This is a genomic window from Streptomyces akebiae (genome assembly GCF_019599145.1).
In the GTDB taxonomy this organism is placed as follows: domain Bacteria; phylum Actinomycetota; class Actinomycetes; order Streptomycetales; family Streptomycetaceae; genus Streptomyces; species Streptomyces akebiae.
This window is the reverse complement of record NZ_CP080647.1, coordinates 7,743,054-7,767,395: the sequence shown is the minus strand read 5'-3', so window position 1 is coordinate 7,767,395 and position 24,342 is coordinate 7,743,054. Positions and strand designations below refer to the sequence as shown.

The following is a 24,342-nucleotide window of genomic DNA, read 5'->3' as shown; positions in this document are numbered from 1 at the left end:
CCACGGGCCCGCCGTACGGCGGGCCTCATGGACCCGACGCGCGGCAACCCTCATGGGACACGACGCCGGACGCCCGACCACCGCACCAGACACCACCCACACCACCCACACCGCCCACACCGCGCGACCGTCACAGACCCGCCGTAAGGCGACCCGTGCCGTCAGAGCCTCTCGATGATCGTCACGTTCGCCTGTCCGCCGCCCTCGCACATCGTCTGGAGGCCGTAGCGGCCGCCCGTGCGCTCCAGTTCGTGCAGGAGGGTCGTCATCAGCTTGGCGCCGGTCGCGCCCAGGGGGTGGCCCAGGGCGATCGCGCCGCCGTTGACGTTGACCTTCTCCGGGTCGGCGCCCGTCTCCTTCAGCCACGCCAGGACGACCGGCGCGAAGGCCTCGTTGATCTCGACGAGGTCGATCGCGTCGAGGGTGAGGCCGGACTTCTTCAGGGCGTACGCCGTCGCCGGTATCGGCGCGGTGAGCATCCGTATGGGGTCCTCACCGCGTACGGAGAGGTGGTGCACGCGGGCGCGCGGGGTCAGCCCGTGCTCGCGTACGGCGCGTTCGGAGGCGAGCAGCAGCGCCGCGGCGCCGTCGGAGACCTGGGAGGAGCAGGCGGCGGTGACGGTGCCGCCGTCGATGACCGGCTTCAGCGCGGCCATCTTCTCCAGCGAGGTGTCGCGGCGTGGCCCCTCGTCGACGGTCACGTCACCGTACGGCTCGGTCTCCCGCGCGAAGCGGCCCTCGTCGACGGCCCGTACCGCCCGCCGATGGGAACGCAGCGCGTACTCCTCCTGGTCGCGCCGGCTGATGCCCCACTTCGCGGCGATCATCTCGGCGCCGGCGAACTGGTTCACCGGCCGGTCGCCGTAGCGGGCCCGCCAGCCCTCGCTGCCCGCGAAGGGACCGTCCGTGAGTCCGAGGGGGACGGCGGCCTGGCGGGAGGCGAAGGCGATGGGGATCATCGTCATGTTCTGGACGCCGCCCGCGACCACCAGGTCCTGGGTGCCGGAGAGCACCGCCTGCGCGGCGAAGTGCACGGCCTGCTGCGAGGAGCCGCACTGCCGGTCGACGGTCGTGCCCGGTACCTCCTCGGGCAGCCCGGCGGCCAGCCAGCTGGTCCGGGCGATGTCGCCGGCCTGCGGGCCGACGGTGTCCAGACAGCCGAAGACGACGTCCTCCACGGCGGCCGGGTCCACCCCGGCGCGTGCGACGAGCGCCTTGAGGGCGTGTGCGCCGAGGTCGGCCGGATGGACCTGGCCGAGCCCTCCCCCGCGCCTCCCCACGGGCGTCCGGACCGCTTCGACGATGTAGGCCTCGGCCATGGCGACTCCCTTGACGTCAGAGGTTGTTCACCGAATGAGCTCTAGTGCTCCGTGGGCTCCGCAGGTGCGGCGGCGATCCCGTCGAGGACCATCGACAGGTACTGCCGCGCGATCTCCTCCGGGCCGAGTTGTCCGCCGGGCCGGTACCAGGAAGCGGCGACCCACACCGTGTCGCGCACGAACCGGTAGGTGAGCCTGGTGTCGAGGTCGGCCCGGAACTCCTCGGCGGCCACGCCACGTTCCAGCGTGGCCAGCCATGCCTTCTCGAACTTGCGCTGCGACGCTTCGAGGAACAGGAACCGGTCCTGCGCGACCAGCTTCTTGGCCTCGTTCTGGTAGATCGCGACGGCGGCGCGGTGCCGGTCGATGGCGCGGAACGACTCGACGACCAGCGCCTCGAAGGTCTCCCGGGGGCGCAGCTCGGCGTCCAGGACGGCGTCGTAGCCCTCCCAGAGTTCGTCGAGGAAGGTCCGCAGGATCTCCTCCAGCATCGCGTCCTTGGACTCGAAGTAGTAGTAGAGGCTGCCCGCGAGCATGCCGACGTCGTCCGCGATCCTGCGGACGGTGGTGGCGTTGTAGCCCAGGTCGGCGAAGACCGTGGCGGCCCGGTCGAGGAGTTCCCGGCGGCGGGCGGGCGCGGCGGAGGGCTTGTCGCCGGCGGTCGTCGGGGGCTTCTTCTTGGTCGGCACGCTGTTCCTCGTCCTCAGGGATGCTGGTTGCTGACGGAGACGATCTCACCCGTCAGGTAGGAGGAGTAGCCGGACGCGAGGAAGACGATCACGTTGGCCACCTCCCAGGGTTCGGCGTACCGCCCGAGGGCCTCGCGCGCGGTCAGTTCCTCCAGCAGTTCCGGGGTGGTGACCTTCGCCAGGTGCGGGTGCATGGCGAGGCTCGGCGACACGGCGTTGACGCGGACCCCGTACGCGGCCGCCTCGATCGCCGCGCACCTGGTCAGGGCCATGACGCCCGCTTTCGCGGCGGCGTAGTGCGCCTGGCCTGCCTGGGCGCGCCAGCCGACGACGGAGGCGTTGTTGACGATCACGCCGCCACCGGCGTCCCGCATCAGTCTCAGTGCGTGCCGGGTGCAGCGGAACGTGCCGTTCAGTGTCACGTCGAGCACCTTGGACCACTGCTCGTCGGTCATGTCGACGAGGTCGCAGGTGCCGCCGAGGCCCGCGTTGTTGACGACGACGTCGAGTCGTCCGTGCAGTCGGACACCCGTCTCGAACAGGGCCCGGACCTGGTCCTCGTCGGTCACGTCGCACGGCAGCGCGGCGACGGAGTCGGCGCCGAACTCGTCGGCCAGCCGACTCTCGTGCTCCCCCAGTCGGCGTGCGTGCGCGTCGCTGATCAGTACGCGCGCGCCCTCCTCCAGGAAGCGTCGCGCGGTGGCCCCGCCGATGCCCGCGCCGGCCGCCGCGGTGATCACGGCGGTGCGTCCGGCGAGCAGGCCATGGCCGGGGACGTACGTCGGAGGGTCGACGTTCCTCATGCGGGCACGCTAACCTACCAAACACTTGTTAGGGAAGGAGCAGCGCTCCATGGACCTCGCCCGATCCCCCGCCGACGAGGCCTTCCGCGCCGAGGCCCGCGCCTGGCTGCGCGCCCATGTCCCCGCGGAGCCGCTCCCCTCCCTGGAGACCGAGGAGGGCTTCGCCGCCCACCGCGCCTGGGAGGCCGAACTGGCCGCCGACCGCTGGTCGGTGGTGAACTGGCCGGCCGCGTACGGCGGCCGCGACGCGGGCCTGCTCCGCTGGCTGCTCTTCGAGGAGGAGTACTACGCGGCGGGCGCCCCGGGCCGGGTCGGCCAGAACGGCGTCAACCTCCTCGCCCCGACCCTCTTCGACCACGGCACGGAGGAGCAGCGGGCTCGCGTCCTGCCGCCGATGGCCTCCGGCGAGGTGGTGTGGGCCCAGGCCTGGTCGGAGCCCGGGGCCGGGTCCGACCTGGCCTCGCTCACCTCCAGGGCCGTGCGCACGGACGGGGGCTGGCTGCTCAGCGGGCAGAAGACCTGGTCGTCGCGGGCGGCGTTCGCGGACCGGGCGTTCGGCCTGTTCCGCAGTGAGCCCGGGACCGCCCGGCCCCACCAGGGGCTGACGTACCTCATGTTCGACCTGCGCGCCCCCGGGGTGACGGTCCGCCCGATCGGCCGCCTCGACGGCAGGCCCGCGTTCGCCGAGCTCTTCCTCGACGACGTGTTCGTGCCGGACGAGGACGTCATCGGCGAGCCCGGGCAGGGCTGGCGCATCGCGATGTCCACCGCCGGCAACGAACGGGGGCTGACGCTCCGGTCCCCGGGCCGCTTCCTGGCCTCCGCGCACCGCCTGCTCGACCTCTGGCACGACCGGGGAAGCCCGGCGTCCGCCCGCGACGCGGTGGCCGACGCGTTGATCGGCGCCCGCGCCTACGAGCTGTTCACCCACGCGGCCGCCTCCCGCTTCCTGGAGGGCACGCCGATCGGACCCGAGGCCAGCCTGAACAAGGTCTTCTGGTCCGAGTACGACATCGCCCTGCACGAGACGGCGCTGGACCTGCTCGGCGAGGAGGGCGAGTCGGCGGACACCGACTGGTCCGAGGGGTACGTCTTCTCCCTCGCCGGCCCGATCTACGCCGGCACCAACGAGATCCAGCGCGACATCATCGCCGAGCGCCTCCTCGGCCTGCCGAAGGGCCGCCGCTGATGCGCGGCCCCTCCTGTGAAGACCGCTGATGCGAGCCCTCCTGAAGGAGTACCGCTGATGCGCGACCCGCACTCGAAAGAGCCGCCACCGACGCGCGGCCTCCGTCCGAAAGGCCGCCCCGACGCGCGGCCTCGACCTCAAGGGCCTCCGCCGACGCGTGGCCCTCGCCTGAAGGGCCGCCACCGATGCGTTTCCTCCTGGACACCGAGCAGCGGGCGTTCGCCGAGTCGCTGGACGCCATGCTGACGGCCGCCGGGACACCCGCCGTCGTACGGGCCTGGGGGCGCGGGGAGCACGAGGCAGGGCGTGCGGTGTGGGCGCGTCTCGCGGAAGCGGGCGTCTTCGCGCTGGCGGCGCCGGAGAAGTACGACGGGGTCGGTCCGCTCCCCGTCGAACTGGCGCTCTCCTTCGTGGAGTTGGGTCGGCACGCGGTCCCGGGCCCGCTCGTGGAGACGGTGACGGCGACGGTCCTCCTGGCCGGCCTGGACGACCCGGGCCCGGCCGAGCGCCTGCTCCCGGCGCTGGTGTCGGGCGAGACGATGGCGACGGTGGCGCCTTCGCCGAGTTCGTACGCGCTGGACGGGGACGCGGCGGCGACCCGCCTGACCCTCGCCCCGGAGACGGGCGAACTCCGCCTCGCCCCCGGCCACGGCCCCGTGCGCCCGTCCCTGGACCCGGCCCGCCGTCTGACCCGGCTCTCCCCCGGCGGCGACCTCCTCGCCGCCGACCCGTCCCTGCTCGCCCACGCCCTCGTCCCGGCGCGGCTCGCGGTCGCCGCGCAGGCCCTCGGCGTGGGTCTGGCCCTCCTGGACAGGACGGTGGCGTACGTGAAGCAGCGCACGCAGTTCGGTGTGCCCGTCGGGTCGTTCCAGACGGTGAAGCACCGGCTGGCGGACGCCAAGGTGGCCCTGGAGTTCGCGCGTCCGCTGGTGTTCGGGGCGGCGGTCACCCTGGACCCGGCGGACGCGGCGGCGGCCAAGGTGACGGCGTGCGAGGCGGCGTACACGACAGCGCGCACGGCGCTGCAGCTGCACGGCGCGATCGGTTACACGGCGGAGTACGACCTGTCGCTCTGGCTGACCAAGGCGCGTGCGCTGCGGAGCGCGTGGGGCAGTCCCGCGCAGTGCCGGGAAGTGGTCCTCAGTGGTGGTGGCCGCCGCCGGTGATCTCGCGGTACTCCTCGACCCGGGTTGCGGGATCCGCGTCGCGGGCCCGAACATGGCGCGGGCCGGCCGGCCGCGCAGCCGGTCGACGGGTCGGACCCGGCGCCGTACGCCACGAAGCCCTCCGAGGGTCTGCGGGAACCGGAGGCCGGGGCACTCCGGCCCCCACCCCCTCCCCGCGCACCCGACTTGGTTCGCTATTTTGTTCGCCGCCGTCCTCACCGGCTCGTCATCAGCCCCGCACCCACAAGGAGCCGGCCGTGGAACCCGAGTCCTCGTCGTCGTCCGAGCCCGCCGTCACCACCTGCTACCGCCATCCGAACGTGGAGTCGTACGTCCGCTGCACCCGCTGCGAGCGGTTCATCTGCCCGGACTGCATGCGCGACGCGGCCGTGGGCCACCAGTGCCCGGAGTGCGTGAAGGAGGGCGCGAGAACCGTCCGCCAGGCCCGCACGGCCTTCGGCGGCCGGATCTCGGCGGTCCCGCTGGTGACGTACGTCCTGATCGGCCTGAACGTCGTGGCGTACGTCGCGGAACTGCTCCGCCCGTCGATCGTCGACGCCTTCGCGATGCTCGGCCGGGGCCTGGCCGGCCCGGACGGTCTGCACTACGTCTGGCAGAGCGCCTACCCGGCCGACTTCCACCTCGAAGGCGTGATCGACGGCGAGTGGTACCGCCTCCTCACCGGCGCCTTCCTCCACATCCCGCCCACCGAGGGCACGTTCGGCATCCTCCACATCGTGATGAACATGGTCACGCTGTGGAACGTGGGCCGTGTGGTGGAGGCACAGCTGGGCCGCGCCCGCTATCTGAGCCTGTACCTCCTCTCCGCGCTCGGCGGCTCCGTCCTGGTCCTCCTCCTGGCCCCCGACAGCAGCACGGTCGGCGCCTCCGGCGCGATCTTCGGCGTCTGCACGGCGTACTACGTGCTGGCCCGCCGCCTCGGCGCCGACCCCGCGGGCATCAACCGCTTCATGGCGGGCCTGCTGATCTGGCTGGTCATCTCGGCGGTCGTGACGTCCTGGCAGGGCCACCTCGGCGGCCTCCTCACCGGCGGCCTGATCGCCCTGGGGTTCGCGTACGCGCCTCGGGACCGGCGCAGGGTGCTGGTGCAGGCGGGGGCGTGTGTGGGGGTGCTGGCGCTGCTGGTGGTGCTGGCGCTGGCGAAGGCGGCGGCGATGACGGGCTGAGCGGAGCACGCGCGTACCCCCAACACACTCCGGCTCACCACGATGTTCGCCCGGGCGGGCAAGCGGTACGAGCAGGACCCCGAGTTCATGCGGGAACGCCGCGAGGGGCGACGCGCGGGCCTCACGCCCGTGGCGCTCAACATCCTGCTTCGGCATCGGTCGGGCTCCGGCCTGCCGCGCAACACACCGGGCGAGGTCGCGCCCTCCGACGGAGGTACACGGGTCCGCCTGTACCTCGCCCTGGGCGAGGACGAACAGCCGCCTTCGCTGGTGGAGGCGTCGCAGTCGGTGCTGTGGGTGAGCGACTACACGGTGCGGACGGTGGCGTACGCGCGGGACGATCCGGGGCGGGAGGTGCGGGGCAGGACGTGGTCACCGGGGAGGCTTCAGGCCGTGCCGGGTGGGGGAGTCGGCTGCGCCTGTGGACGGCTCCGATGCGTGGCTCGTCCAGGGCAACGGGCAACCGCTGTTCGACGGGGTGGCGATCTCCCGAGCTCCCTGCGTCTTCGGGTACGTGGTCGATCTGCGGGAACGGCATCGACCGGTGCCGGCGTGGGTCGCAACAAGCTCCTGCCGTACGACGCCGCCCCCGCTGCGGCAGCTCCGCGCCCTGGATCCTGATCTTCCCGCTCGTCATCACGTGGCCGGCCCCGGCCAAGTAGGCGCACGGGCGCACGGACGTCGGAACATGCGACGGCGCCCGCCCTGTAGTCCGGTCGGGGACTGGTGGGCAGGCGCCGTCAGTGTTCCGTACGCCGTTGTACGGGACGTCTGTCGATCCGGTGGATCAGACCATCAGCGAACGGTCCGTGGGGCGGATCGGGGCCGGCAGATCGCTCGCGCCCGTGAGGAAGCGGTCGCAGCCGCGGGCGGCCGAGCGGCCCTCGGCGATCGCCCAGACGATCAGCGACTGACCGCGGCCCGCGTCACCGGCCACGAACACACCCGGCACGTTCGTCTGGAAGTCGGCGTCCCGCGCGATGTTGCCGCGCTCGTCGAGGTCCAGGCCGAACTGGTCCACGAGACCGTTCTCACGGTCCGTGCCGGTGAAGCCCATCGCCAGCGTCACCAGCTGGGCGGGGATCTTCCGCTCCGTGCCCGGCTTCTGCGTCAGCTTGCCGTCGACGAACTCGACCTCGACGAGGTGCAGCCACTGGACGTTGCCGTCCTCGTCGCCCTCGAAGTGGGTGGTGGAGACGGAGTAGACCCGCTCGCCGCCCTCCTCGTGCGCGGAGGTGACCTTGTAGAGCATCGGGAAGGTCGGCCACGGCTGGTTCGGGGCACGGTCCTCGCCCGGCCTGGGCATGATCTCCAGCTGCGTGACGGAGGCCGCGCCCTGGCGGTGGGCGGTGCCCACGCAGTCCGCGCCGGTGTCGCCACCGCCGATGACGACGACGTGCTTGCCCTCGGCCGTGATGGGGGGCGCCACGAAGTCGCCCTCCTGCACCTTGTTGGCGAGCGGCAGGTACTCCATCGCCTGGTGGATGCCGTTCAGCTCGCGGCCGGGGACCGGGAGGTCACGGGCGGTCGTCGCACCCGCGGCGATCACGACGGCGTCGTACCGCTTCTTCAGGTCCGTCGCCTTGAGGTCGCGGCCGATCTCAACGCCCGTACGGAAGCGGGTGCCCTCCGCGCGCATCTGCTCGATACGGCGGTTGATGTGCCGCTTCTCCATCTTGAACTCGGGGATGCCGTAGCGGAGCAGACCGCCGACGCGGTCCGCGCGCTCGTACACCGCGACCGTGTGACCGGCCCGCGTCAGCTGCTGGGCGGCCGCGAGACCCGCCGGGCCCGAGCCGATGACCGCGACCGTCTTGCCGGAGAGGCGCTCCGGGGCCTGGGGCGCGACGTCGCCGCTGTCCCACGCCTTGTCGATGATCGAGACCTCGACGTTCTTGATGGTGACGGCCGGCTGGTTGATGCCGAGGACGCACGCCGACTCACAGGGAGCGGGGCAGAGACGGCCCGTGAACTCCGGGAAGTTGTTCGTGGCGTGCAGGCGCTCCGAGGCGGCGCCCCAGTCCTCGCGGTAGGCGTAGTCGTTCCACTCGGGGATGAGGTTCCCGAGCGGACAGCCGTTGTGGCAGAACGGGATGCCGCAGTCCATGCAGCGGGACGCCTGCTTCGAGATGATCGGGAGCAGCGAGCCCGGAACGTAGACCTCGTTCCAGTCCTTCAGCCGTACGTCGACGGGGCGGGACTTGGCGACCTCGCGCCCGTGGTTGAGGAAGCCCTTCGGGTCAGCCATTGATCGCCGCCTCCATCATCTTCTCGGTGATCTCGGTCTCGGAGAGACCGGCCTGCTCGGCGGCGGCCTTGGCGGCGAGCACTGCCTTGTACGTGCTGGGGATGATCTTGCTGAAGCGCTCCACGGCGACGGTCCAGTCGGCGAGCAGCTTCTCGGCGACCGTGGATCCGGTCTCCTCGGCGTGGCGGCGCACCACGTCGTGCAGCCACTGCTTGTCGTCGTCGGACAGGGCCTCGACGGCGCCCACGTTGCCGGCGTTGACGTTGTCGCGGTTCAGGTCGATGACGTAGGCGATGCCGCCCGACATACCGGCCGCGAAGTTGCGGCCCGTCTCGCCGAGGACGACCGCGTGGCCGCCGGTCATGTACTCGCAGCCGTGGTCGCCCACGCCCTCGGACACCACCAGGGCGCCGGAGTTGCGGACACAGAACCGCTCACCCGTACGACCGCGGAGGAACAGCTCGCCGCCGGTCGCGCCGTAGGCGATGGTGTTGCCCGCGATCGTCGAGAACTCGGCGAGGTGGTCGGCGCCCCGGTCGGGACGGACGATCACCCGGCCGCCGGAGAGGCCCTTGCCGACGTAGTCGTTGGCGTCGCCCTCCAGGCGCAGCGTGACACCGCGCGGGAGGAAGGCGCCGAAGGACTGGCCCGCGGAGCCGGTGAAGGTGATGTCGATGGTGTCGTCGGGCAGACCCGCCCCGCCGAACTTCTTCGTCACCTCGTGGCCGAGCATCGTGCCGACCGTGCGGTTGATGTTGCGGACCTTGACCTGGGCGCGCACCGGCTGGGCGTCGGTCGCGTCCGAGGCGGCCAGCGCGTCGGCGGCGAGCTTGATCAGCTCGTTGTCGAGCGCCTTCTCCAGGCCGTGGTCCTGCTCGATCAACTGGTGGCGGACGGCGCCCTCGGGCAGCTCGGGCACGTGGAACAGCGGCTCCAGGTCCAGGCCCTGCGCCTTCCAGTGGTCGACCGCGCGGGTCACGTCGAGCGCCTCGGCGTGGCCGACGGCCTCCTCGATGGAGCGGAAGCCCAGCTCTGCGAGGATCTCGCGGACCTCCTCGGCGATGAACTCGAAGAAGTTCACGACGTACTCGGCCTTGCCGGTGAACCGGTCCCGCAGCGTCGGGTTCTGCGTGGCGATGCCGACCGGGCAGGTGTCCAGGTGGCAGACGCGCATCATGACGCAGCCGGAGACGACGAGCGGGGCGGTCGCGAAGCCGAACTCCTCGGCGCCGAGGAGCGCGGCGATGACGACGTCACGACCGGTCTTCAGCTGGCCGTCGGTCTGGACGACGATGCGGTCGCGCAGGCCGTTGAGGAGCAGCGTCTGCTGGGTCTCGGCGAGGCCGAGCTCCCAGGGGCCACCCGCGTGCTTCAGCGACGTCAGCGGGGAGGCGCCCGTACCACCGTCGTGGCCGGAGATGAGGACCACGTCCGCGTGCGCCTTGGAGACACCCGCGGCGACCGTGCCGACGCCGACCTCCGAGACCAGCTTCACGTGGATCCGCGCCTGCGGGTTCGCGTTCTTCAGGTCGTGGATCAGCTGGGCCAGGTCCTCGATGGAGTAGATGTCGTGGTGCGGCGGCGGGGAGATGAGACCCACGCCCGGCGTCGAGTGACGCGTCTTGGCGACCCACGGGTACACCTTGTGGCCGGGCAGCTGACCGCCCTCGCCGGGCTTGGCGCCCTGGGCCATCTTGATCTGGATGTCGTCGGCGTTGACGAGGTACTCGCTCGTCACTCCGAAGCGGCCGGAGGCGACCTGCTTGATCGACGAACGCCGCGCCGGGTCGTAGAGACGGTCCGGGTCCTCGCCGCCCTCACCGGTGTTGGACTTGCCGCCCAGCTGGTTCATGGCGATGGCGAGCGTCTCGTGCGCCTCGCGCGAGATCGAGCCGTACGACATGGCGCCGGTCGAGAAGCGCTTGACGATCTCGGAGACCGGCTCGACCTCGTCGATCGAGATCGGCGCACGGCCCTCGCCCGCCTTGAAACCGAACAGGCCGCGCAGCGTCATCAGACGCTCGGACTGCTCGTTCACGCGGTCCGTGTACTGCTTGAAGATGTCGTAGCGGCGCGTCCGGGTCGAGTGCTGGAGGCGGAAGACCGTCTCCGGGTCGAACAGGTGCGGCTCGCCCTCGCGGCGCCACTGGTACTCGCCGCCTATCTCCAGGGCGCGGTGGGCGGGCGCGATGCCGCTGGCCGGGTACGCCTTGGCGTGGCGGGCGGCGACCTCCTTGGCGATGACGTCGATGCCGACGCCGCCGATCTTGGTGGCCGTGCCGTTGAAGTACTTCTCCACGAACTCGTCCGCGAGGCCGACGGCCTCGAAGACCTGGGCGCCGCGGTAGGAGGCGACGGTGGAGATGCCCATCTTGGACATGACCTTCAGGACGCCCTTGCCGAGGGCGTAGATCAGGTTGCGGATGGCCTGCTCGGGCTCGATACCGGAGAGGAACGTTCCGGCGCGGACGAGGTCCTCGACGGACTCCATCGCCAGGTACGGGTTGACGGCCGCGGCGCCGAAGCCGATGAGCAGGGCGACGTGGTGGACCTCGCGGACGTCACCGGCCTCGACCAGCAGGCCCACCTGGGTGCGCTGCTTGGTGCGGATGAGGTGGTGGTGGACGGCCGCGGTGAGCAGCAGCGACGGGATCGGCGCGTGCTCGGCGTCCGAGTGACGGTCCGAGAGGACGATCAGCCGGGCGCCGTTCTCGATGGCCGCGTCGGCCTCGGCGCAGATCTCCTCGATGCGCGCGGCGAGGGCGTCACCGCCGCCGGAGACCCGGTACAGGCCGGACAGGGTCGCGGCCTTCATGCCGGGCATGTCGCCGTCGGCGTTGATGTGGATGAGCTTGGCCAGCTCGTCGTTGTCGATCACCGGGAAGGGCAGGGTGACGCTGCGGCACGACGCGGCGGTCGGCTCCAGGATGTTGCCCTCGGGGCCCAGCGAGGAGCGCAGCGAGGTGACCAGCTCTTCGCGGATCGCGTCCAGCGGCGGGTTGGTGACCTGCGCGAACAGCTGGGTGAAGTAGTCGAAGAGCAGGCGCGGGCGGGAGGACAGCGCCGCGATCGGCGAGTCCGTGCCCATGGAGCCGATGGGCTCGGCGCCGGCCTTGGCCATCGGCGCGAGGATGACGCGCAGCTCCTCCTCGGTGTACCCGAAGGTCTGCTGGCGGCGGGTGACCGAGGCGTGGGTGTGCACGATGTGCTCGCGCTCGGGCAGGTCCGAGAGCTCGATCTCCCCGGCTTCCAGCCACTCGGCGTACGGCTGCTCGGCGGCGAGGCCGGCCTTGATCTCGTCGTCCTCGACGATGCGGTGCTCGACGGTGTCGACGAGGAACATCCGGCCCGGCTGCAGGCGGCCCTTGCGGACGACCTTGGCGGGGTCGATGTCGAGGACGCCGACCTCGGAGCCGAGGACGACGAGACCGTCGTCGGTGACCCAGTAGCGGCCGGGGCGAAGGCCGTTGCGGTCGAGGACCGCGCCGACCTGCTTGCCGTCGGTGAAGGTGACACAGGCCGGACCGTCCCAGGGCTCCATCATCGTGGAGTGGAACTGGTAGAAGGCGCGGCGGGCCGGCTCCATGGAGTCGTGGTTCTCCCACGCCTCCGGGATCATCATCAGCACGGAGTGCGGCAGGGTGCGGCCACCGAGGTGGAGCAGCTCCAGGACCTCGTCGAAGGAGGCCGAGTCGGAGGCCTCCGGCGTGCAGATGGGGAAGATCCGGTCCAGCTTGTCCTGCGGTCCGAACAGGTCGGAGGCCAGCTGGGACTCGCGGGCCACCATCCAGTTGCGGTTGCCCTTGACCGTGTTGATCTCACCGTTGTGCGCGACGAAGCGGTACGGGTGGGCGAGCGGCCACGACGGGAAGGTGTTGGTGGAGAACCGGGAGTGCACCAGCGCGATCGCGGAGGCGAAGCGGCGGTCGGACAGGTCCGGGAAGAAGGGCTCCAGCTGGCCGGTGGTCAGCATGCCCTTGTAGACGATGGTCCGCGCGGACAGCGAGGGGAAGTAGACGTCGACCTCGCGCTCGGCGCGCTTGCGCAGCACGAACGTCTTGCGGTCGAGGTCGATGTCCTTCGAGGTGCCGTCGGAGACGAAGACCTGGCGGAAGGCGGGCATCGTCGAGCGGGCCGTGGCGCCGAGCAGCTCGGGGGCGACGGGCACCTCGCGCCAGCCGAGGACGGTCAGGCCCTCCTCGGCGGCGATGGCCTCGATGCGGGCGACGGCGTCCTCGGTGCCCTCCTCGGGCAGGAAGCCGGTGCCGACGGCGTACGAGCCGGCCTCGGGCAGCTCGAATCCGGCCACCTCACGGAAGAACGCGTCGGGGACCTGCGAGAGGATGCCGGCGCCGTCGCCCGAGTCGGGCTCCGAACCGGTCGCCCCACGGTGCTCCAGGTTGCGCAGAACCGTGAGCGCCTGCTCGACCAGCGCATGGCTCGCCTCGCCGGTGAGGGTGGCCACGAAACCGACGCCACAGGCGTCGCGCTCGTTGCGGGGGTCGTACATACCCTGCGCAGCAGGGCGAGCATCCATGAACGACCACTTCTGGCCACTCGTGGAGTGCTGGGACGGCTGGCGCGGCGTACGCATCGGCTCTCCCGTCGTCGTCATCTGGCATATGCGATTGCCGAGGGACGACGCTGGCCCTCTGCGTAAGGTGCAAAATTTCGTGCAGGTTACATGATGGAACGATTCTCGGGAAGCGGATACTTCGTCCCAACATGCGGACGCCACGCCGCGGAGGGGTTGCCGCGCACGGTGGCGTGATCAAACGCGATCAAGGGGGAGCCGACCGGACAGATCGATGTCGGTCGACCGGGGCGCAGGAGGCGTCGTCGCCCACTACTTCAGTTGCTTCAGGTGCTTGACGGGCGTCGTTGCCCGCGGCGCTTACGGCTCATGCCCAGCGGTTAAGCATTCGAAACCGCCTGGTAACGACTATTTATGCGGTCCCGCGCATACGTAGCCATCCGATCCATCATACGGCCGCTCCGAACAGGCTGCCCAGGGCGTACGTCACACCCGCCGCGGCGCCACCGAGGGCGAGCTGCCGCAGCCCGCTGAACCACCAGGTTCTCGCCGTCACTCTGGCCACCACGGCTCCGCACCCGAAGAGCCCGGCGAGCGCCACCAGCACGGCCGGCCACAGCGCGCTCGCGCCGAGCAGATACGGCAGTACGGGCAGCAGGGCGCCCAGCGCGAACGAGCCGAAGCTCGACACGGCGGCGACGACGGGCGAGGGCAGGTCGCCGGGGTCGATGCCCAGCTCCTCGCGCGCGTGGATCTCCAGGGCCTGTTCGGGATCGTGCGAGAGCTGCCGCGCGACTTCCCGGGCGAGCCCCGGCTCGACCCCGCGGCTCTCGTAGAGCGCGGCCAGCTCCTGTTCCTCGTCCTTGGGGTGCTTGTGCAACTCCCGCCGTTCGACGTCGAGTTCGGCCTGGACGAGTTCGCGCTGCGAGGCCACGGAGGTGTACTCGCCGGCGGCCATGGAGAAGGCCCCGGCGGCGAGCCCCGCCAGCCCGGCGACGACGACCGCCTCCCGCCCGGCCGTCCCGCCGGCGACACCGGTCATCAGCGCCAGGTTGGACACGAGCCCGTCCATCGCCCCGAACACGGCGGGCCGCAGCCAGCCGCCGTTCACGTCCCGATGGGTGTGGTTGTCACGGTGCGCCTCGTGCAACGCGGCTTCGGTGTCGATGATCGCCACGATCAAGCCCCTTTCCTCACGTCGAACGTACGCTCGGAAAATCACTTCTGCCAGCAAGGAAGGCCGTACTTACCCGGGTTGACGACTGTTCGAGAAACGACTGCCGCTCATTCGTACATGGCTCTGCACAGATGTCGACCGGGTGATACGCGAGCGTTCCGCGCGCCGCCGGGGCGCCGGATGTGGGAGAGATCTTCCCAGCGAAAGCTGGCAAATCCTCAGAGCGGATCAACTGCCCATCGGGACAGACCTGCCCACGGGCCAGAGAGGCGACCGTATGCCTTCCATCGCCTGCATTCCCTCGGTCCCGGCGCCCGGCGACGCCGCCGACCTCCGCGAGCGGGCACGGGGGGCCATGCTCGGGCTCGCCGTCGGGGACGCGCTGGGGGCGCCCGCCGAGAACATGAAACCCTCCGAGATCCGCGCGCGCTGGGGGCGCATCACCGGGTATGTGGCCGAGCGCCCCTCGGGCACGGACGACACCGAGTACGCCATCTTCTCCGGGCTGCTGCTGGCCCGGCACGGCTCGGCGCTCACCGTCACCCATGTGGAGACGGCCTGGCACCAGTGGATCGCGGACCGGGACGAGGGTCCGTTCCGCGGCGCGGGCTTCAGCGAACGCGGCACTTTGGAGAACCTCCGCCGCGGTCTGGCCGCGCCCATCTCCGCCCAGCACCGGCACGCCTGGAGCGACGGCCTGGCCATGCGCGCGGCCCCCTTCGGGGTCTTCGCGGCGGGCCGCCCGGCGGAGGCCGCCCGTCTGGTAGCCATCGACGGCTCGGTCAGCCATGACGGTGAGGGCATCTACGGCGGCCAGGCGGTCGCGGCGGGAGTGGCGGCGGCGATGGCGGGAGCGCCGACGATCGCGGTCGTGGCCTCCGCCCTCGCCGTGATCCCCGAGGACTCCTGGACGGCGCGCTCCCTGCGCCGGGCGGTCGCCGTCGCCCACCGGGGCGAACGCGCGGTCCGCTCCGCCGTCGTCATCGGCGGCTACCCCTGGACCGACCTCGCCCCCGAAGCCGTCGCCCTCGCCTTCGGCGCCTACGCGGCGGCGGACGGCGACTTCGCCGAGTCGGTGCTCACGGCGGTGAACATGGGCCGCGACGCCGACACGACCGCCGCGGTCGCCGGCGCGCTGGCCGGCGCGACCCGGGGAGCGGCGTCGATCCCGGCCGAGTGGACCGCCGCGATCGGCCCGGCCAGAGGCAGCTGCCTGCCCTCCATGGCGGGGCACCACGTCCTGGACGTGGCCGAACTCCTGGTCCCGACCGAGGGCGGCAAATGGGCCACGGGCACGGCCCTCTTCCCCCACGGCGACCTGCCACTGCCGACCCCGACCACCTTCCCCCTCGCCCCGGCCGACACGACGGAGACCCCCGCATGACCCCACCCACCCCGTGGGACGACACGACCCCCACAGCCCCCTCCATGCCGTACGAGAAGCCGCCCGGCGGAACACCGACGGCACAGCGCGACGAGTCGACGGCCCGTGCGAACACCGCGGATACAGCGGATACAGCGGATACGGCGGATACGGCGGACATCAACGAGCCGCAGCCCACGGCGGAGCCGACGGTGACCGAACCACCGACAGCCACCTCGCTGACCGTGACCGAACCGCTCACCCCCGCCCCAGCGGCTCCGACCGTCGCCGAACCGCTCACCCCGACACCCTCGACCGTCACCGAACCGGTGGCCCTCACGCCTTCGACCGCGAACGCGACCGAACCGCTCGCCCCCCAGCTCTTCGAACCCGCACGCCCGGTCCCGGCGAAGCCGCTCGCCCACGGAGCCGCGGCCGCCGACGGTGAGGGCGCCCCACAAGGGCCACCCGCACCCGACGACGAAAGTCTCACGGGCGGTGCGGGCGGAGCAGGTGGTGCGGGCGGGAAAACAAGAGCCGAAGGCGGAGCCGAGGCCACGGCACGCACCCCCCACACCCCCCGCCGTATCGAGGGCCTCCTCCTGGGCCTCGCCGCAGGCGACGCCGCCGGCTGGCCCGCCGCCCGCCACCGGGCCGCCCGCATGCCCGAGTGGACCCGCCGCCTCACCCGCGAACTGGACACCTTCGCCGAGCAGAACGCCACCACCACCCTCCCCGTCCCCATCGCCCTCAACCAACCCCCCGAACCCCTGCGCCTCGGCCCCTCCGACGACGCGGAATGGGCGGCCTTCGCCGCGGAGGCCCTCCTCCGTGCCGGCGACGCCGCCGCCCTCGGCGACCTCAGCCTGGAACGCCGCACCCGCGCCTCCATCGACCTCTCCTGGAACGCCGTGGCCAGCGAGATCGCCGCCGCCGCCGAACGCGCCCCCGAGGTCGAGTCCGCCGTACTCCCCCTGCGCGCCCGTATCTCCGTACGCGCCGGTCTCGGCAACCTCGCCACCGGCCTGCGCCCACCCGCCACCGGGCACGACAACCCGCACTACTTCGACGACGCGGCCTGCGTCCGCGCCTGCGTCCTGGCGGTGGCCCACCCGGGCGACCCCCGCCGCGCCGCCGACCTCGCCGAGTTCGACGCCCGCTACACCCAGGACGGCGACGGCGTGCACGGCGCCCGCGCGATGGCCGCGGCGCTCGCGCTGGCGCTGGTCGGCGCGGACGTCGACGACTGCGCGGCCGCGGCCCTGGCCGAACTCCCCGCCTCGACGGAGATCGGCCGCAACGCCCGCCACGCCCTCGACCTCGCCCACCGCCACAAAAAAGAAGGAACATTCGCTCTGATCCCCCTCCTGGAGCATCAGATCGTCGACCACGTCTACAGCTACGGCATCGCCGCCGCCGAGACCGTCCCCGTGGCCCTCGCCCTGGCCACCGCCGCCCGCGGCCGGATCGCCGAAGCCGTCCCCGCCGCCGCCTGCCTCTCCCGGGTCGCCGACTCCGCCCCGGCCCTCGCCGGCGCCCTGACCGGAGCACTCGGCGGCGGCGCCGCCGTCCCCGACACCTGGCGGGACGCCTGCCGCACCCTCTCCGGCTGCGCCCTCCCGCGCCTCACCGGCACCGACCTCGTCCACCTCGCCGAACTTCTCCGCACAGCGGAACTCCCCACCCCGCACGGCGTTAGCCGGGCATGACGCCCGCATCGCATCCCGCACCCGTCCCGGCGCCCGCCCCCGCGGCCGTTCCGGAAGCCACGCTCGACGAACGCATCACCGGCGCCCTCGTCGGCGCCGCCGTCGGCGACGCCCTCGGCGGCCCGGTGGAGGGCTACACCCCGGAACAGATCCTCGAACGCCACGGCGGCCGCGTACACGGTGTCGTCGGCCCCTGGAACGGCGACGAGTGGCGCACCGCCCGCCCCATCGCCCCTTACCACAAGGGTGACGGCCACGTCACCGACGACACCTTGATGACCCATGCGCTCGTCCGGGTGTACGACCACGTACGCGACCACCTCGACGCGTACGCGGTCGCCGAGCACCTGGTGCCCGACATGATGACGACCCCGCGCTGGATCCCCGAGCTGGAAGCCGAGGCCCTCCCCCTGCAGCGGGTCTTCCTCGCCGAGAAGTGGCTGGTGGCCCGTATCCACTACGGCCACATCGACCCCCGCGAGGCCGGCACCGGCAACATCGTCAACTGCGGCGCCGCGATGTACATGGCTCCCGTCGGCCTGGTCAACGCGGCCGACCCGCCCGGCGCGTACGCCGAGGCGCTCGACGTCGCGGGCGCCCACCAGTCGTCCTACGGCAGGGAGGCGGCGGGCGTGTTCGCGGCGGCGGTCGCCGCGGCGTGCACGCCGGGCGCGACGGCGGAGTCGGTGGTCGAGGCATGCCTCGCCCTCGCGAAGGACGGCACCCGCGCGGCGATCGAGTCGGTGTGCGAAGTGGCCCGCCGCCACACGGACTTCGAGTCGGCGCTACGGCCGCTCCGCGAGGCGGTCACCCCGTTCGACACGGTCGGCCCCGACTACCGCGCCCCCTCCCTCGGCGCCCGCCGCCCTTCCCGCCTCCACTCGATCGAGGAACTCCCCGTCGCGCTCGGCATGTTGCTCGTGGCCCGCGGCGACTACCGCCACGCGGTGCTGGGTTCGGTGAACTACGGCCGCGACTGCGACTCCATCGCCACGATGGCCGGCGCCGTCGCCGGCGCGCTCGGCTCGGAGGTCCCGTCCGACTGGTCCAAGACGGTGGCGGAGGCGAGCCGCCTGGACCTGCACGCCCCCGCCCGGACGTTGACGGACGTCGCGCTCCAGATCCACACCCAGGACGTCCGGCGTCGCCGCGCCCACGAGTCGGCCTTCACCGCCCTGGCCCCCGTCCGGTGACCCCCCTGCGTCTCACCTGGGTGCAGCCCGAGGACCTCCTCGGCCACGAACTCCACCAGGCCCGTCAGGACGGCCGCGAGCCCTCGGCCATCGCCGCCCGCTGGCGGGCGGCGGGCGGCCCCCCGGCCCCCCTCCGCGCCGGCGCCTCCCCGCACCGGGTCTCCCGCTACCTCCGCCAACTCGCCGAGGACCTGCTGGACGAACTGGCGGACCTGCCGAGCGCGTTGCGGGACGACGAGCCGACGGACCTCAGCAGGATCAAGGCGTTGTGCCCGAACTGGCCCACCCGGTCGGCCGAGCCCACCCGGTCGGCCGAGCCCACCCGGTCGGCCGAGCCCACCCGGTCGGCCGAGCCCACACACCCGACCCAGCCCACGGGTCCGACCCAGCCCCCGGCTCCGGCCGAGCGGTCCCACCCCGCTCAGCCCGCCTCCACCCCTCCGGCGCGGGCCCGCGACACCTTCCCCGCCCCGGCCACCTACACCCGGCGCCTCGAAGCCGCCTGGCTCGGCCGGGCCGCCGGCTGCCTCCTCGGCAAACCCGTCGAGAAACTCCCCCTCCACGCCATCCGCCAACTCGCCGCGGTCACCGGCAACTGGCCCCTCACCACGTGGTTCACCGCCCGAGGCGTCCCCGCGGAACTCCTCACCGCCCACCCCTGGAACCGCCGCTCGGCCCCCACCTCCCTCGCCGAGAACATCGACGGCATGCCCGAGGACGACGACCTCAACTACCCCCTCCTCAACCTGCTCCTCCTGGCCCGCCACGGCCGGGACTTCACCACCGCCGACGTAGCCGGCCTCTGGCTCGACGAACTCCCCGCGGGCCGCACCTTCACCGCCGAACGCGTCGCCTACCGCAACCTCCTCAGCGGCATCGACCCACCCCACACCGCCCGCCACCGCAACCCGTTCCGCGAATGGATCGGCGCCCTGATCCGCGCCGACGTCCACGGCTGGACCAACCCCGGCGACCCGGCCGCCGCGGCCGAACAGGCCCACCGGGACGCCACCCTCACCCACACCGCCAACGGCGTCTACGCGGCGATGTTCGTCGCGGCGACCATCGCCGAGGCGACCACCGGCACCCACGACGTCCACCAGTGCCTGCGCACCGGCCTGACGGTCGTCCCCCCGGACTCCCGCCTCGCGCGAGCGATCACCCACGCCCTCCGGCTCACCGCCGACACCGAGGACTTCGACACGATCGTCGACGAACTCCACGCCACCTACGCCGACCACCACTGGGTCCACGTCCTCCCCAACACCGCCCTGCTCACCGCCGCGCTCACCCACGCGGACGGCGACTACGCGGCCTCCATCTGCCGCGCGGTGTCCGGTGGTTGGGACACCGACTCCAACGGTGCGACGGCGGGCAGCATCGCGGGGCTGCTGACCGGCTCCCCGGACGCGCTCCCCGACCGCTGGACGGCCCCCCTCAAGAACCGCCTGGCCACCTCGATCGCCGACTTCAACGGCGTCGGCTTCGACACCCTGGCCCACCTCACCCTCCGGGAGACCCCCCACCCATGACCCAGGCGCCACCCCCGCCCCAGGTGTACGAGCCTCCGCTCAGCCACCTCCGCGTCCTCGACCTCGCCACCCTCTTCGCGGGCCCCCTGGCCGCCACGATGCTCGGCGACTTCGGCGCGGAGGTCATCAAGGTCGAGCACCCCACGAAACCGGACCCGTCCCGGGGCCACGGCCCGTCGAAGGACGGCGTGGGCCTGTGGTGGAAACTGCTGGGCCGCAACAAGCGCACCCTGACGCTGAACCTCTCCACACCCGGCGGCCGGTCCACCCTCCTGCGCCTCGCCGCCACCGCCGACGTGATCATCGAGAACTTCCGCCCCGGCACCCTGGAGAAATGGGGTCTGGGCTGGAAGGAGCTGTCGGCGGTGAACCCCGGTCTGGTCCTCGCCCGGGTCACCGGCTTCGGCCAGTTCGGCCCGTACGCGCACCGCCCCGGCTTCGGCACGCTCGCCGAGGCGATGAGCGGATTCGCCGCGATCACCGGCGAACCCGACGCCCCACCGGTCCTGCCGCCCTTCGGACTCGCCGACTCGATCGCGGGTCTCGCGACGGCGTACGCGGTGATGACCGCACTCGCCGCGCGTGACCGTACCGGCCAGGGGCAGACGGTCGACATGGCGATCATCGAGCCGATCCTCACCGTTCTCGGGCCCCAGCCCCTCTGGTACGACCAGCTGGGCCACGTCCAGCCCCGTACGGGCAACCGCTCCGCGAACAACGCGCCCCGCAACACCTACCGCACGGCGGACGGTTCCTGGGTGGCCGTGTCCACCTCGGCCCAGTCGATCGCGGAACGCGTGATGCGCCTGGTCGGCCGGCCCGAGCTGATCGACGAGCCCTGGTTCGGTTCGGGGGCGGAGCGGGCCCGGCACGCGGACGTCCTGGACGAGGCGGTCGGCGCGTGGATCGCCCGTCACACCCGGGAGGAGGTCGTCGAGGCGTTCGAGAAGGCGGAGGCCGCGGTGGCCCCCATCCAGGACGTCCGGGAGGTGATGACCGACCCCCAGTACCGCGCCCTGGACACGATCACCACCGTCGACGACCCCGACCTCGGGCCCCTGCGCATGCAGAACGTCCTCTTCCGCCTCTCCACCACCCCCGGCGCGATCCGCTGGGCGGGCCGTCCGCACGGCGCCGACACGGACTCGATCCTGACCGAACTGGGCCTGTCAGCGCCGGAGATCGAGACCCTCCGCCGGGAGGGCGCCCTGTGACCCCCCAGTCGCCGACGCCCTTCCCCCTGACCTGGCTGTACGTCCCCGGCGACCGCCCGGAGGTGGTCACCAAGGCCCTGGCCTCCGGGGCGGAGGTGGTGATCGTGGACCTGGAGGACGCGGTGGCCCCCGACCGCAAGGCCTACGCCCGCACGGCCACCGCCGAACTCCTCGCGGCACCGCCGCCCGTTCCGGTCCACGTACGCGTCAACGCCCTGCACACCCCGGACGCCGAGGAGGATCTCGAAATCCTCGCCCCGCTCCCCGGCCTGGCCGCCCTCCGCCTGCCGAAGATCACGTCCCCCGACGAGGTGGCGAAGGTCGCGGAACGCGTCGCGCCGGCGGAAGGAGGAGCGATCCCCCTGTACGCCCTCATCGAATCGGCCCTGGGTGTGGAACGGGCGTACGACATCGCCACCGCGCACCCCGCCCTGCGGGGCATCGCCCTCGGCGAGGCGGATCTCCGCGCCGACCTGGCCGTCAGCGACGACCGGGCCCTCGACTGGCCGCGCTCCCGGGTGGTCCTCGCCGCCCGTGCCGCCGGTCTCCCCTCACCCGCCCAGTCGATCTACCCGGACACGAGAGACCTGGAGGGCCTGGCGGCCACCTCCGCCCACGGCCGCGCGCTCGGTTTCCTGGGCCGCGCCGCCATCCACCCACGCCAGCTCCCGGTGATCGAACGCGCCTACACCCCGACCCCCCAGGAGGTGGAGTCGGCCGAGCGGACCCTCAGGGCGGCGACCGACACGGCCGGGGCCCAGGCCCTTCCCGACGGGCGCTTCGTCGATGCGGCCATTGTCGCCGCGGCGCGCAGAACCCTGACCCTTGCCGGCCGCCCCAGCAGACTGTGATCGCCCCCGCCGCCCCTACCCGCCCCATCCCCAGGGGCTGCGCCCCTTCGACCCCACACGTCCGTCCGGTGCGGGCTGGTCGCGCAGTTCCCCGCGCCCCTGAAGGGGCGGCGGGGAACTGCGCGAGCAACCACAAACCCACCCGCCCCGAAGGGACAGGTGGGTCGGCGGCACAGCAACCGGAACGGCCGTGCCTCAGCTCTTCTCCGCGGACTCTGTCTCCTTCTTCTCGCCCCCCGAGCCGGAGGCCTCCGCGTCCTTCTTCTCCTCGGCATCGGCCTTGGCCGACGACTTCTCCACCCCCGACTTGGGCTCCGACTTCGACTCCGAGCCCGACTCCGACTCCGACTCCGCGTCCCCGACGGCAGCCGCACCCTCGTCCCCGTCACCGTCGGGGCTCCCCGGCTCGACGATCTCTTCCCGCCCCGGCCGCTTCCGGGCCGACAGGACGATGTAGATCACGGCGAGGACGAAGACGAACAGCGCGGTCCAGTTGTTGAGGCGCAGTCCGAGGATGCGGTGGGCCTCGTCGACGCGCATGTACTCGATCCAGAACCGCCCCGCGCAGTACGCGGCGACGTACAGCGCGAACGCCCGCCCGTGCCCGAGCTTGAACCGGCGGTCCGCCCAGATGACGAGGAGCGCGACGCCGACGCACCACAGCGACTCGTAGAGGAAGGTCGGGTGGTACGTACCCGGCAGCCGACCGTCCGTGGAGGACGTGATCTCCACGGCCCACGGAAGATCCGTCGGCTTTCCGTACAGCTCCTGGTTGAACCAGTTGCCCCAGCGACCGATCGCCTGCGCGAGAGCGATCCCGGGCGCGACGGCGTCGGCGTACGCGGGCAGCGGGATGCCACGTCGGCGGCAGCCGATCCACGCCCCCACCGCGCCGAGGGCGATCGCGCCCCAGATGCCGAGCCCGCCCTCCCAGACCTTGAAGGCGTCCACCCAGTCACGGCCCTCGCTGAAGTACAGCTCGTAGTCCGTGATCACGTGGTAGAGCCGGCCGCCGATCAGGCCGAAGGGCACGGCCCAGACGGCGATGTCGGCGACCGTTCCGGGCCGTCCGCCCCGCGCGACCCAGCGTTTGTTGCCGAGCCAGACGGCTACGAAGACACCGATGATGATGCAGAAGGCGTAGCCGCGCAGCGGGACGGGACCGAGGTACAGCACCCCGCGCGACGGGCTGGGAATGTAGGCAAGTTCCATGGCAGGGTCGACGCTACCCTGCCGGGCCGGGCCGACGGCAGGCAGCCCGGCAACGGGTCCATAACGCCGTCCCGTTGCCGCCTTGACACCCCACGGGCCTCACGAGGCACCCCGGCCTCACCCCGCGGCCTTCGCCTCCACCATCTCCTTCAGCTTGGCGGGGGTCATGGACTGGTCCGCGTAGATGTTGGTGCCGTTGAGGAAGACGCTCGGCGTGCCGGAGAAGCCGCCCTTCTGGAAGGCCTCGTTCGACTTGGCGACCCAGCTGTTGTGCCTGCCGTCCTCGACACAGGTGCGGAAGGCGGCGGTGTCCAGCCCGTCCACCTTCTTCGCCAGGTCGAGGAGCCTGGTCTCACTCGCGAAGGCGTCGTCCGTCTCGGGCGGCTGGTTCTCGAAGAGCACGTCGTGGTACGCGGGGAACTTCCCCTCGTTCTGCGCGCACGCGGCGGCGCCCGCGGCCTTGCGGGAGCCGCTGCCGCCCATGTTGCCGTCGACCAGGGTGGCGAGGTGGTACTCGACCTTCAGCTTCCCGGCCGCGGTCAGCTCGTGGATCGTCGAGCGATAGGCGTCCTCGAAGGACTTGCAGGCCGGGCAGCGGAAGTCCTCCCACACGGAGAGCGTCGACCTGGCGCCGGCGTCCCCGACGGGGATCGCGAGGCTGTCCTCGCCGTTCGCCCCCGAGGGCGCGACCACCGGGCCCGAGGTGTCGGCCTCGTCGTCCTTGCCCGCGTTCGCCGCCACGACCCCGATCACGGCGGCCAGTCCCAGCACGCAGACCACGGACGCGCCCACGATCAGCACCCGACGGCGCTTCTCGGCGGCCTTCTGCTTCTCGCGCTCCTCCGCCAGCCGTTCACGGGCGGTGCGCTTTCCCTCACGGTTCTTCTCGCTCACATCCCGCAGAACGAACCGGGGAGGCGCACCGCGCCTCCCCGATCCCACTTCCACCCGTTCGA

17 protein-coding genes are annotated in these 24,342 nt (G+C 72.2%); 9 read left to right on the top strand and 8 right to left on the bottom strand.

The genetic code is table 11. The features are described from left to right. Positions 1–161: 161 nt before the first annotated feature. From K1J60_RS33590 to K1J60_RS33580, 3 genes are read right to left on the bottom strand one after another with little or no spacing between them, the layout of a single operon-like run. On the bottom strand, positions 162–1,319 hold the full coding sequence (locus K1J60_RS33590; RefSeq protein ID WP_033528057.1) for an acetyl-CoA C-acetyltransferase: 1,158 nt from the start codon (positions 1,317–1,319) through the stop codon (positions 162–164). Positions 1,320–1,360: 41 nt separating this feature from the next. Beyond that, the gene (locus tag K1J60_RS33585; protein ID WP_220649490.1) at positions 1,361–2,008 is read right to left on the bottom strand and encodes a TetR/AcrR family transcriptional regulator; all 648 of its coding nucleotides are present in this window, start codon (positions 2,006–2,008) and stop codon (positions 1,361–1,363) included. Positions 2,009–2,022: 14 nt separating this feature from the next. After that, positions 2,023–2,811, bottom strand: coding sequence for an SDR family oxidoreductase (locus tag K1J60_RS33580; protein ID WP_220649489.1), 789 nt, complete (start codon positions 2,809–2,811; stop codon positions 2,023–2,025). Between the two features lie 49 nt (positions 2,812–2,860). Between K1J60_RS33580 and K1J60_RS33575 the strand changes: the two genes are divergently transcribed. The 3 genes from K1J60_RS33575 to K1J60_RS33565 all read left to right on the top strand — a co-directional run bounded on the left by K1J60_RS33575 (position 2,861) and on the right by K1J60_RS33565 (position 6,353). Then, a complete protein-coding gene (locus tag K1J60_RS33575; RefSeq protein WP_220649488.1) occupies positions 2,861–4,000 on the top strand; it encodes an acyl-CoA dehydrogenase family protein in 1,140 nt (379 codons plus the stop codon). A 185-nt stretch (positions 4,001–4,185) separates the two neighbouring features. Continuing rightward, on the top strand, positions 4,186–5,166 hold the full coding sequence (locus tag K1J60_RS33570; RefSeq protein ID WP_220649487.1) for an acyl-CoA dehydrogenase family protein: 981 nt from the start codon (positions 4,186–4,188) through the stop codon (positions 5,164–5,166). A gap of 257 nt (positions 5,167–5,423) precedes the next feature. Next, entirely contained in the window at positions 5,424–6,353 is a 930-nt protein-coding gene (locus K1J60_RS33565; RefSeq protein WP_220649486.1) for a rhomboid family intramembrane serine protease, read from the top strand. 787 nt (positions 6,354–7,140) lie between these two features. On the opposite strand, the gene K1J60_RS33560 is transcribed toward K1J60_RS33565, so the two are convergent. From K1J60_RS33560 to K1J60_RS33550, 3 genes are all read right to left on the bottom strand, one after another. Next, positions 7,141–8,601: a glutamate synthase subunit beta gene (locus K1J60_RS33560; protein WP_220649485.1), complete on the bottom strand. Its 1,461-nt coding sequence runs from the start codon at positions 8,599–8,601 to the stop codon at positions 7,141–7,143. Beyond that, positions 8,594–13,195, bottom strand: a complete 4,602-nt coding sequence (gene gltB / locus K1J60_RS33555) for a glutamate synthase large subunit (RefSeq protein WP_220651822.1) — start codon at positions 13,193–13,195, stop codon at positions 8,594–8,596. The genes K1J60_RS33560 and gltB overlap by 8 nt, the downstream gene beginning before the upstream one ends. A 388-nt stretch (positions 13,196–13,583) precedes the next feature. Further along, on the bottom strand, positions 13,584–14,312 hold the full coding sequence (locus K1J60_RS33550) for a VIT1/CCC1 transporter family protein (RefSeq protein ID WP_220649484.1): 729 nt from the start codon (positions 14,310–14,312) through the stop codon (positions 13,584–13,586). Between the two features lie 277 nt (positions 14,313–14,589). Here K1J60_RS33550 and K1J60_RS33545 point away from each other — a divergent pair, with 277 nt between their 5' ends. From K1J60_RS33545 to K1J60_RS33520, 6 genes are all read left to right on the top strand, one after another. After that, on the top strand, positions 14,590–15,696 hold the full coding sequence (locus tag K1J60_RS33545) for an ADP-ribosylglycohydrolase family protein (RefSeq protein ID WP_220649483.1): 1,107 nt from the start codon (positions 14,590–14,592) through the stop codon (positions 15,694–15,696). Positions 15,697–15,854: 158 nt separating this feature from the next. Next, on the top strand, positions 15,855–17,384 hold the full coding sequence (locus K1J60_RS33540) for an ADP-ribosylglycohydrolase family protein (RefSeq protein WP_220651821.1): 1,530 nt from the start codon (positions 15,855–15,857) through the stop codon (positions 17,382–17,384). Next, positions 17,381–18,577, top strand: coding sequence for an ADP-ribosylglycohydrolase family protein (locus K1J60_RS33535; RefSeq protein WP_259408036.1), 1,197 nt, complete (start codon positions 17,381–17,383; stop codon positions 18,575–18,577). The genes K1J60_RS33540 and K1J60_RS33535 overlap by 4 nt, the downstream gene beginning before the upstream one ends. Beyond that, positions 18,574–20,109, top strand: a complete 1,536-nt coding sequence (locus tag K1J60_RS33530; protein ID WP_220649482.1) for an ADP-ribosylglycohydrolase family protein — start codon at positions 18,574–18,576, stop codon at positions 20,107–20,109. The genes K1J60_RS33535 and K1J60_RS33530 overlap by 4 nt, the downstream gene beginning before the upstream one ends. After that, positions 20,106–21,323: a CaiB/BaiF CoA transferase family protein gene (locus tag K1J60_RS33525; protein WP_220649481.1), complete on the top strand. Its 1,218-nt coding sequence runs from the start codon at positions 20,106–20,108 to the stop codon at positions 21,321–21,323. The genes K1J60_RS33530 and K1J60_RS33525 overlap by 4 nt, the downstream gene beginning before the upstream one ends. Then, a complete protein-coding gene (locus tag K1J60_RS33520; protein ID WP_220649480.1) occupies positions 21,320–22,174 on the top strand; it encodes an HpcH/HpaI aldolase/citrate lyase family protein in 855 nt (284 codons plus the stop codon). The genes K1J60_RS33525 and K1J60_RS33520 overlap by 4 nt, the downstream gene beginning before the upstream one ends. 195 nt (positions 22,175–22,369) lie before the next feature. Here K1J60_RS33520 and lgt read toward each other — a convergent pair whose 3' ends face one another. Together lgt and K1J60_RS33510 are read right to left on the bottom strand one after the other, a co-directional pair. Further along, positions 22,370–23,386: a prolipoprotein diacylglyceryl transferase gene (gene lgt / locus K1J60_RS33515; RefSeq protein WP_220649479.1), complete on the bottom strand. Its 1,017-nt coding sequence runs from the start codon at positions 23,384–23,386 to the stop codon at positions 22,370–22,372. Between the two features lie 117 nt (positions 23,387–23,503). Next, positions 23,504–24,280: a thioredoxin domain-containing protein gene (locus tag K1J60_RS33510; protein ID WP_220649478.1), complete on the bottom strand. Its 777-nt coding sequence runs from the start codon at positions 24,278–24,280 to the stop codon at positions 23,504–23,506. Positions 24,281–24,342 lie beyond the last annotated feature (62 nt).

What these genes read in the sequence shown, in the direction of transcription:
- K1J60_RS33580 (WP_220649489.1), bottom strand. Translation starts at nt 2,811, where the DNA reads ATGAGGAACGTCGACCCTCCGACGTACGTCCCCGGCCATGGCCTGCTC.
- lgt (WP_220649479.1), bottom strand. Translation starts at nt 23,386, where the DNA reads ATGGAACTTGCCTACATTCCCAGCCCGTCGCGCGGGGTGCTGTACCTC.
- K1J60_RS33570 (WP_220649487.1), top strand. Translation starts at nt 4,186, where the DNA reads ATGCGTTTCCTCCTGGACACCGAGCAGCGGGCGTTCGCCGAGTCGCTG.
- K1J60_RS33560 (WP_220649485.1), bottom strand. Translation starts at nt 8,601, where the DNA reads ATGGCTGACCCGAAGGGCTTCCTCAACCACGGGCGCGAGGTCGCCAAG.
- K1J60_RS33590 (WP_033528057.1), bottom strand. Translation starts at nt 1,319, where the DNA reads ATGGCCGAGGCCTACATCGTCGAAGCGGTCCGGACGCCCGTGGGGAGG.
- K1J60_RS33535 (WP_259408036.1), top strand. Translation starts at nt 17,381, where the DNA reads ATGACGCCCGCATCGCATCCCGCACCCGTCCCGGCGCCCGCCCCCGCG.
- K1J60_RS33545 (WP_220649483.1), top strand. Translation starts at nt 14,590, where the DNA reads ATGCCTTCCATCGCCTGCATTCCCTCGGTCCCGGCGCCCGGCGACGCC.
- gltB (WP_220651822.1), bottom strand. Translation starts at nt 13,195, where the DNA reads ATGCGTACGCCGCGCCAGCCGTCCCAGCACTCCACGAGTGGCCAGAAG.
- K1J60_RS33525 (WP_220649481.1), top strand. Translation starts at nt 20,106, where the DNA reads ATGACCCAGGCGCCACCCCCGCCCCAGGTGTACGAGCCTCCGCTCAGC.
- K1J60_RS33575 (WP_220649488.1), top strand. Translation starts at nt 2,861, where the DNA reads ATGGACCTCGCCCGATCCCCCGCCGACGAGGCCTTCCGCGCCGAGGCC.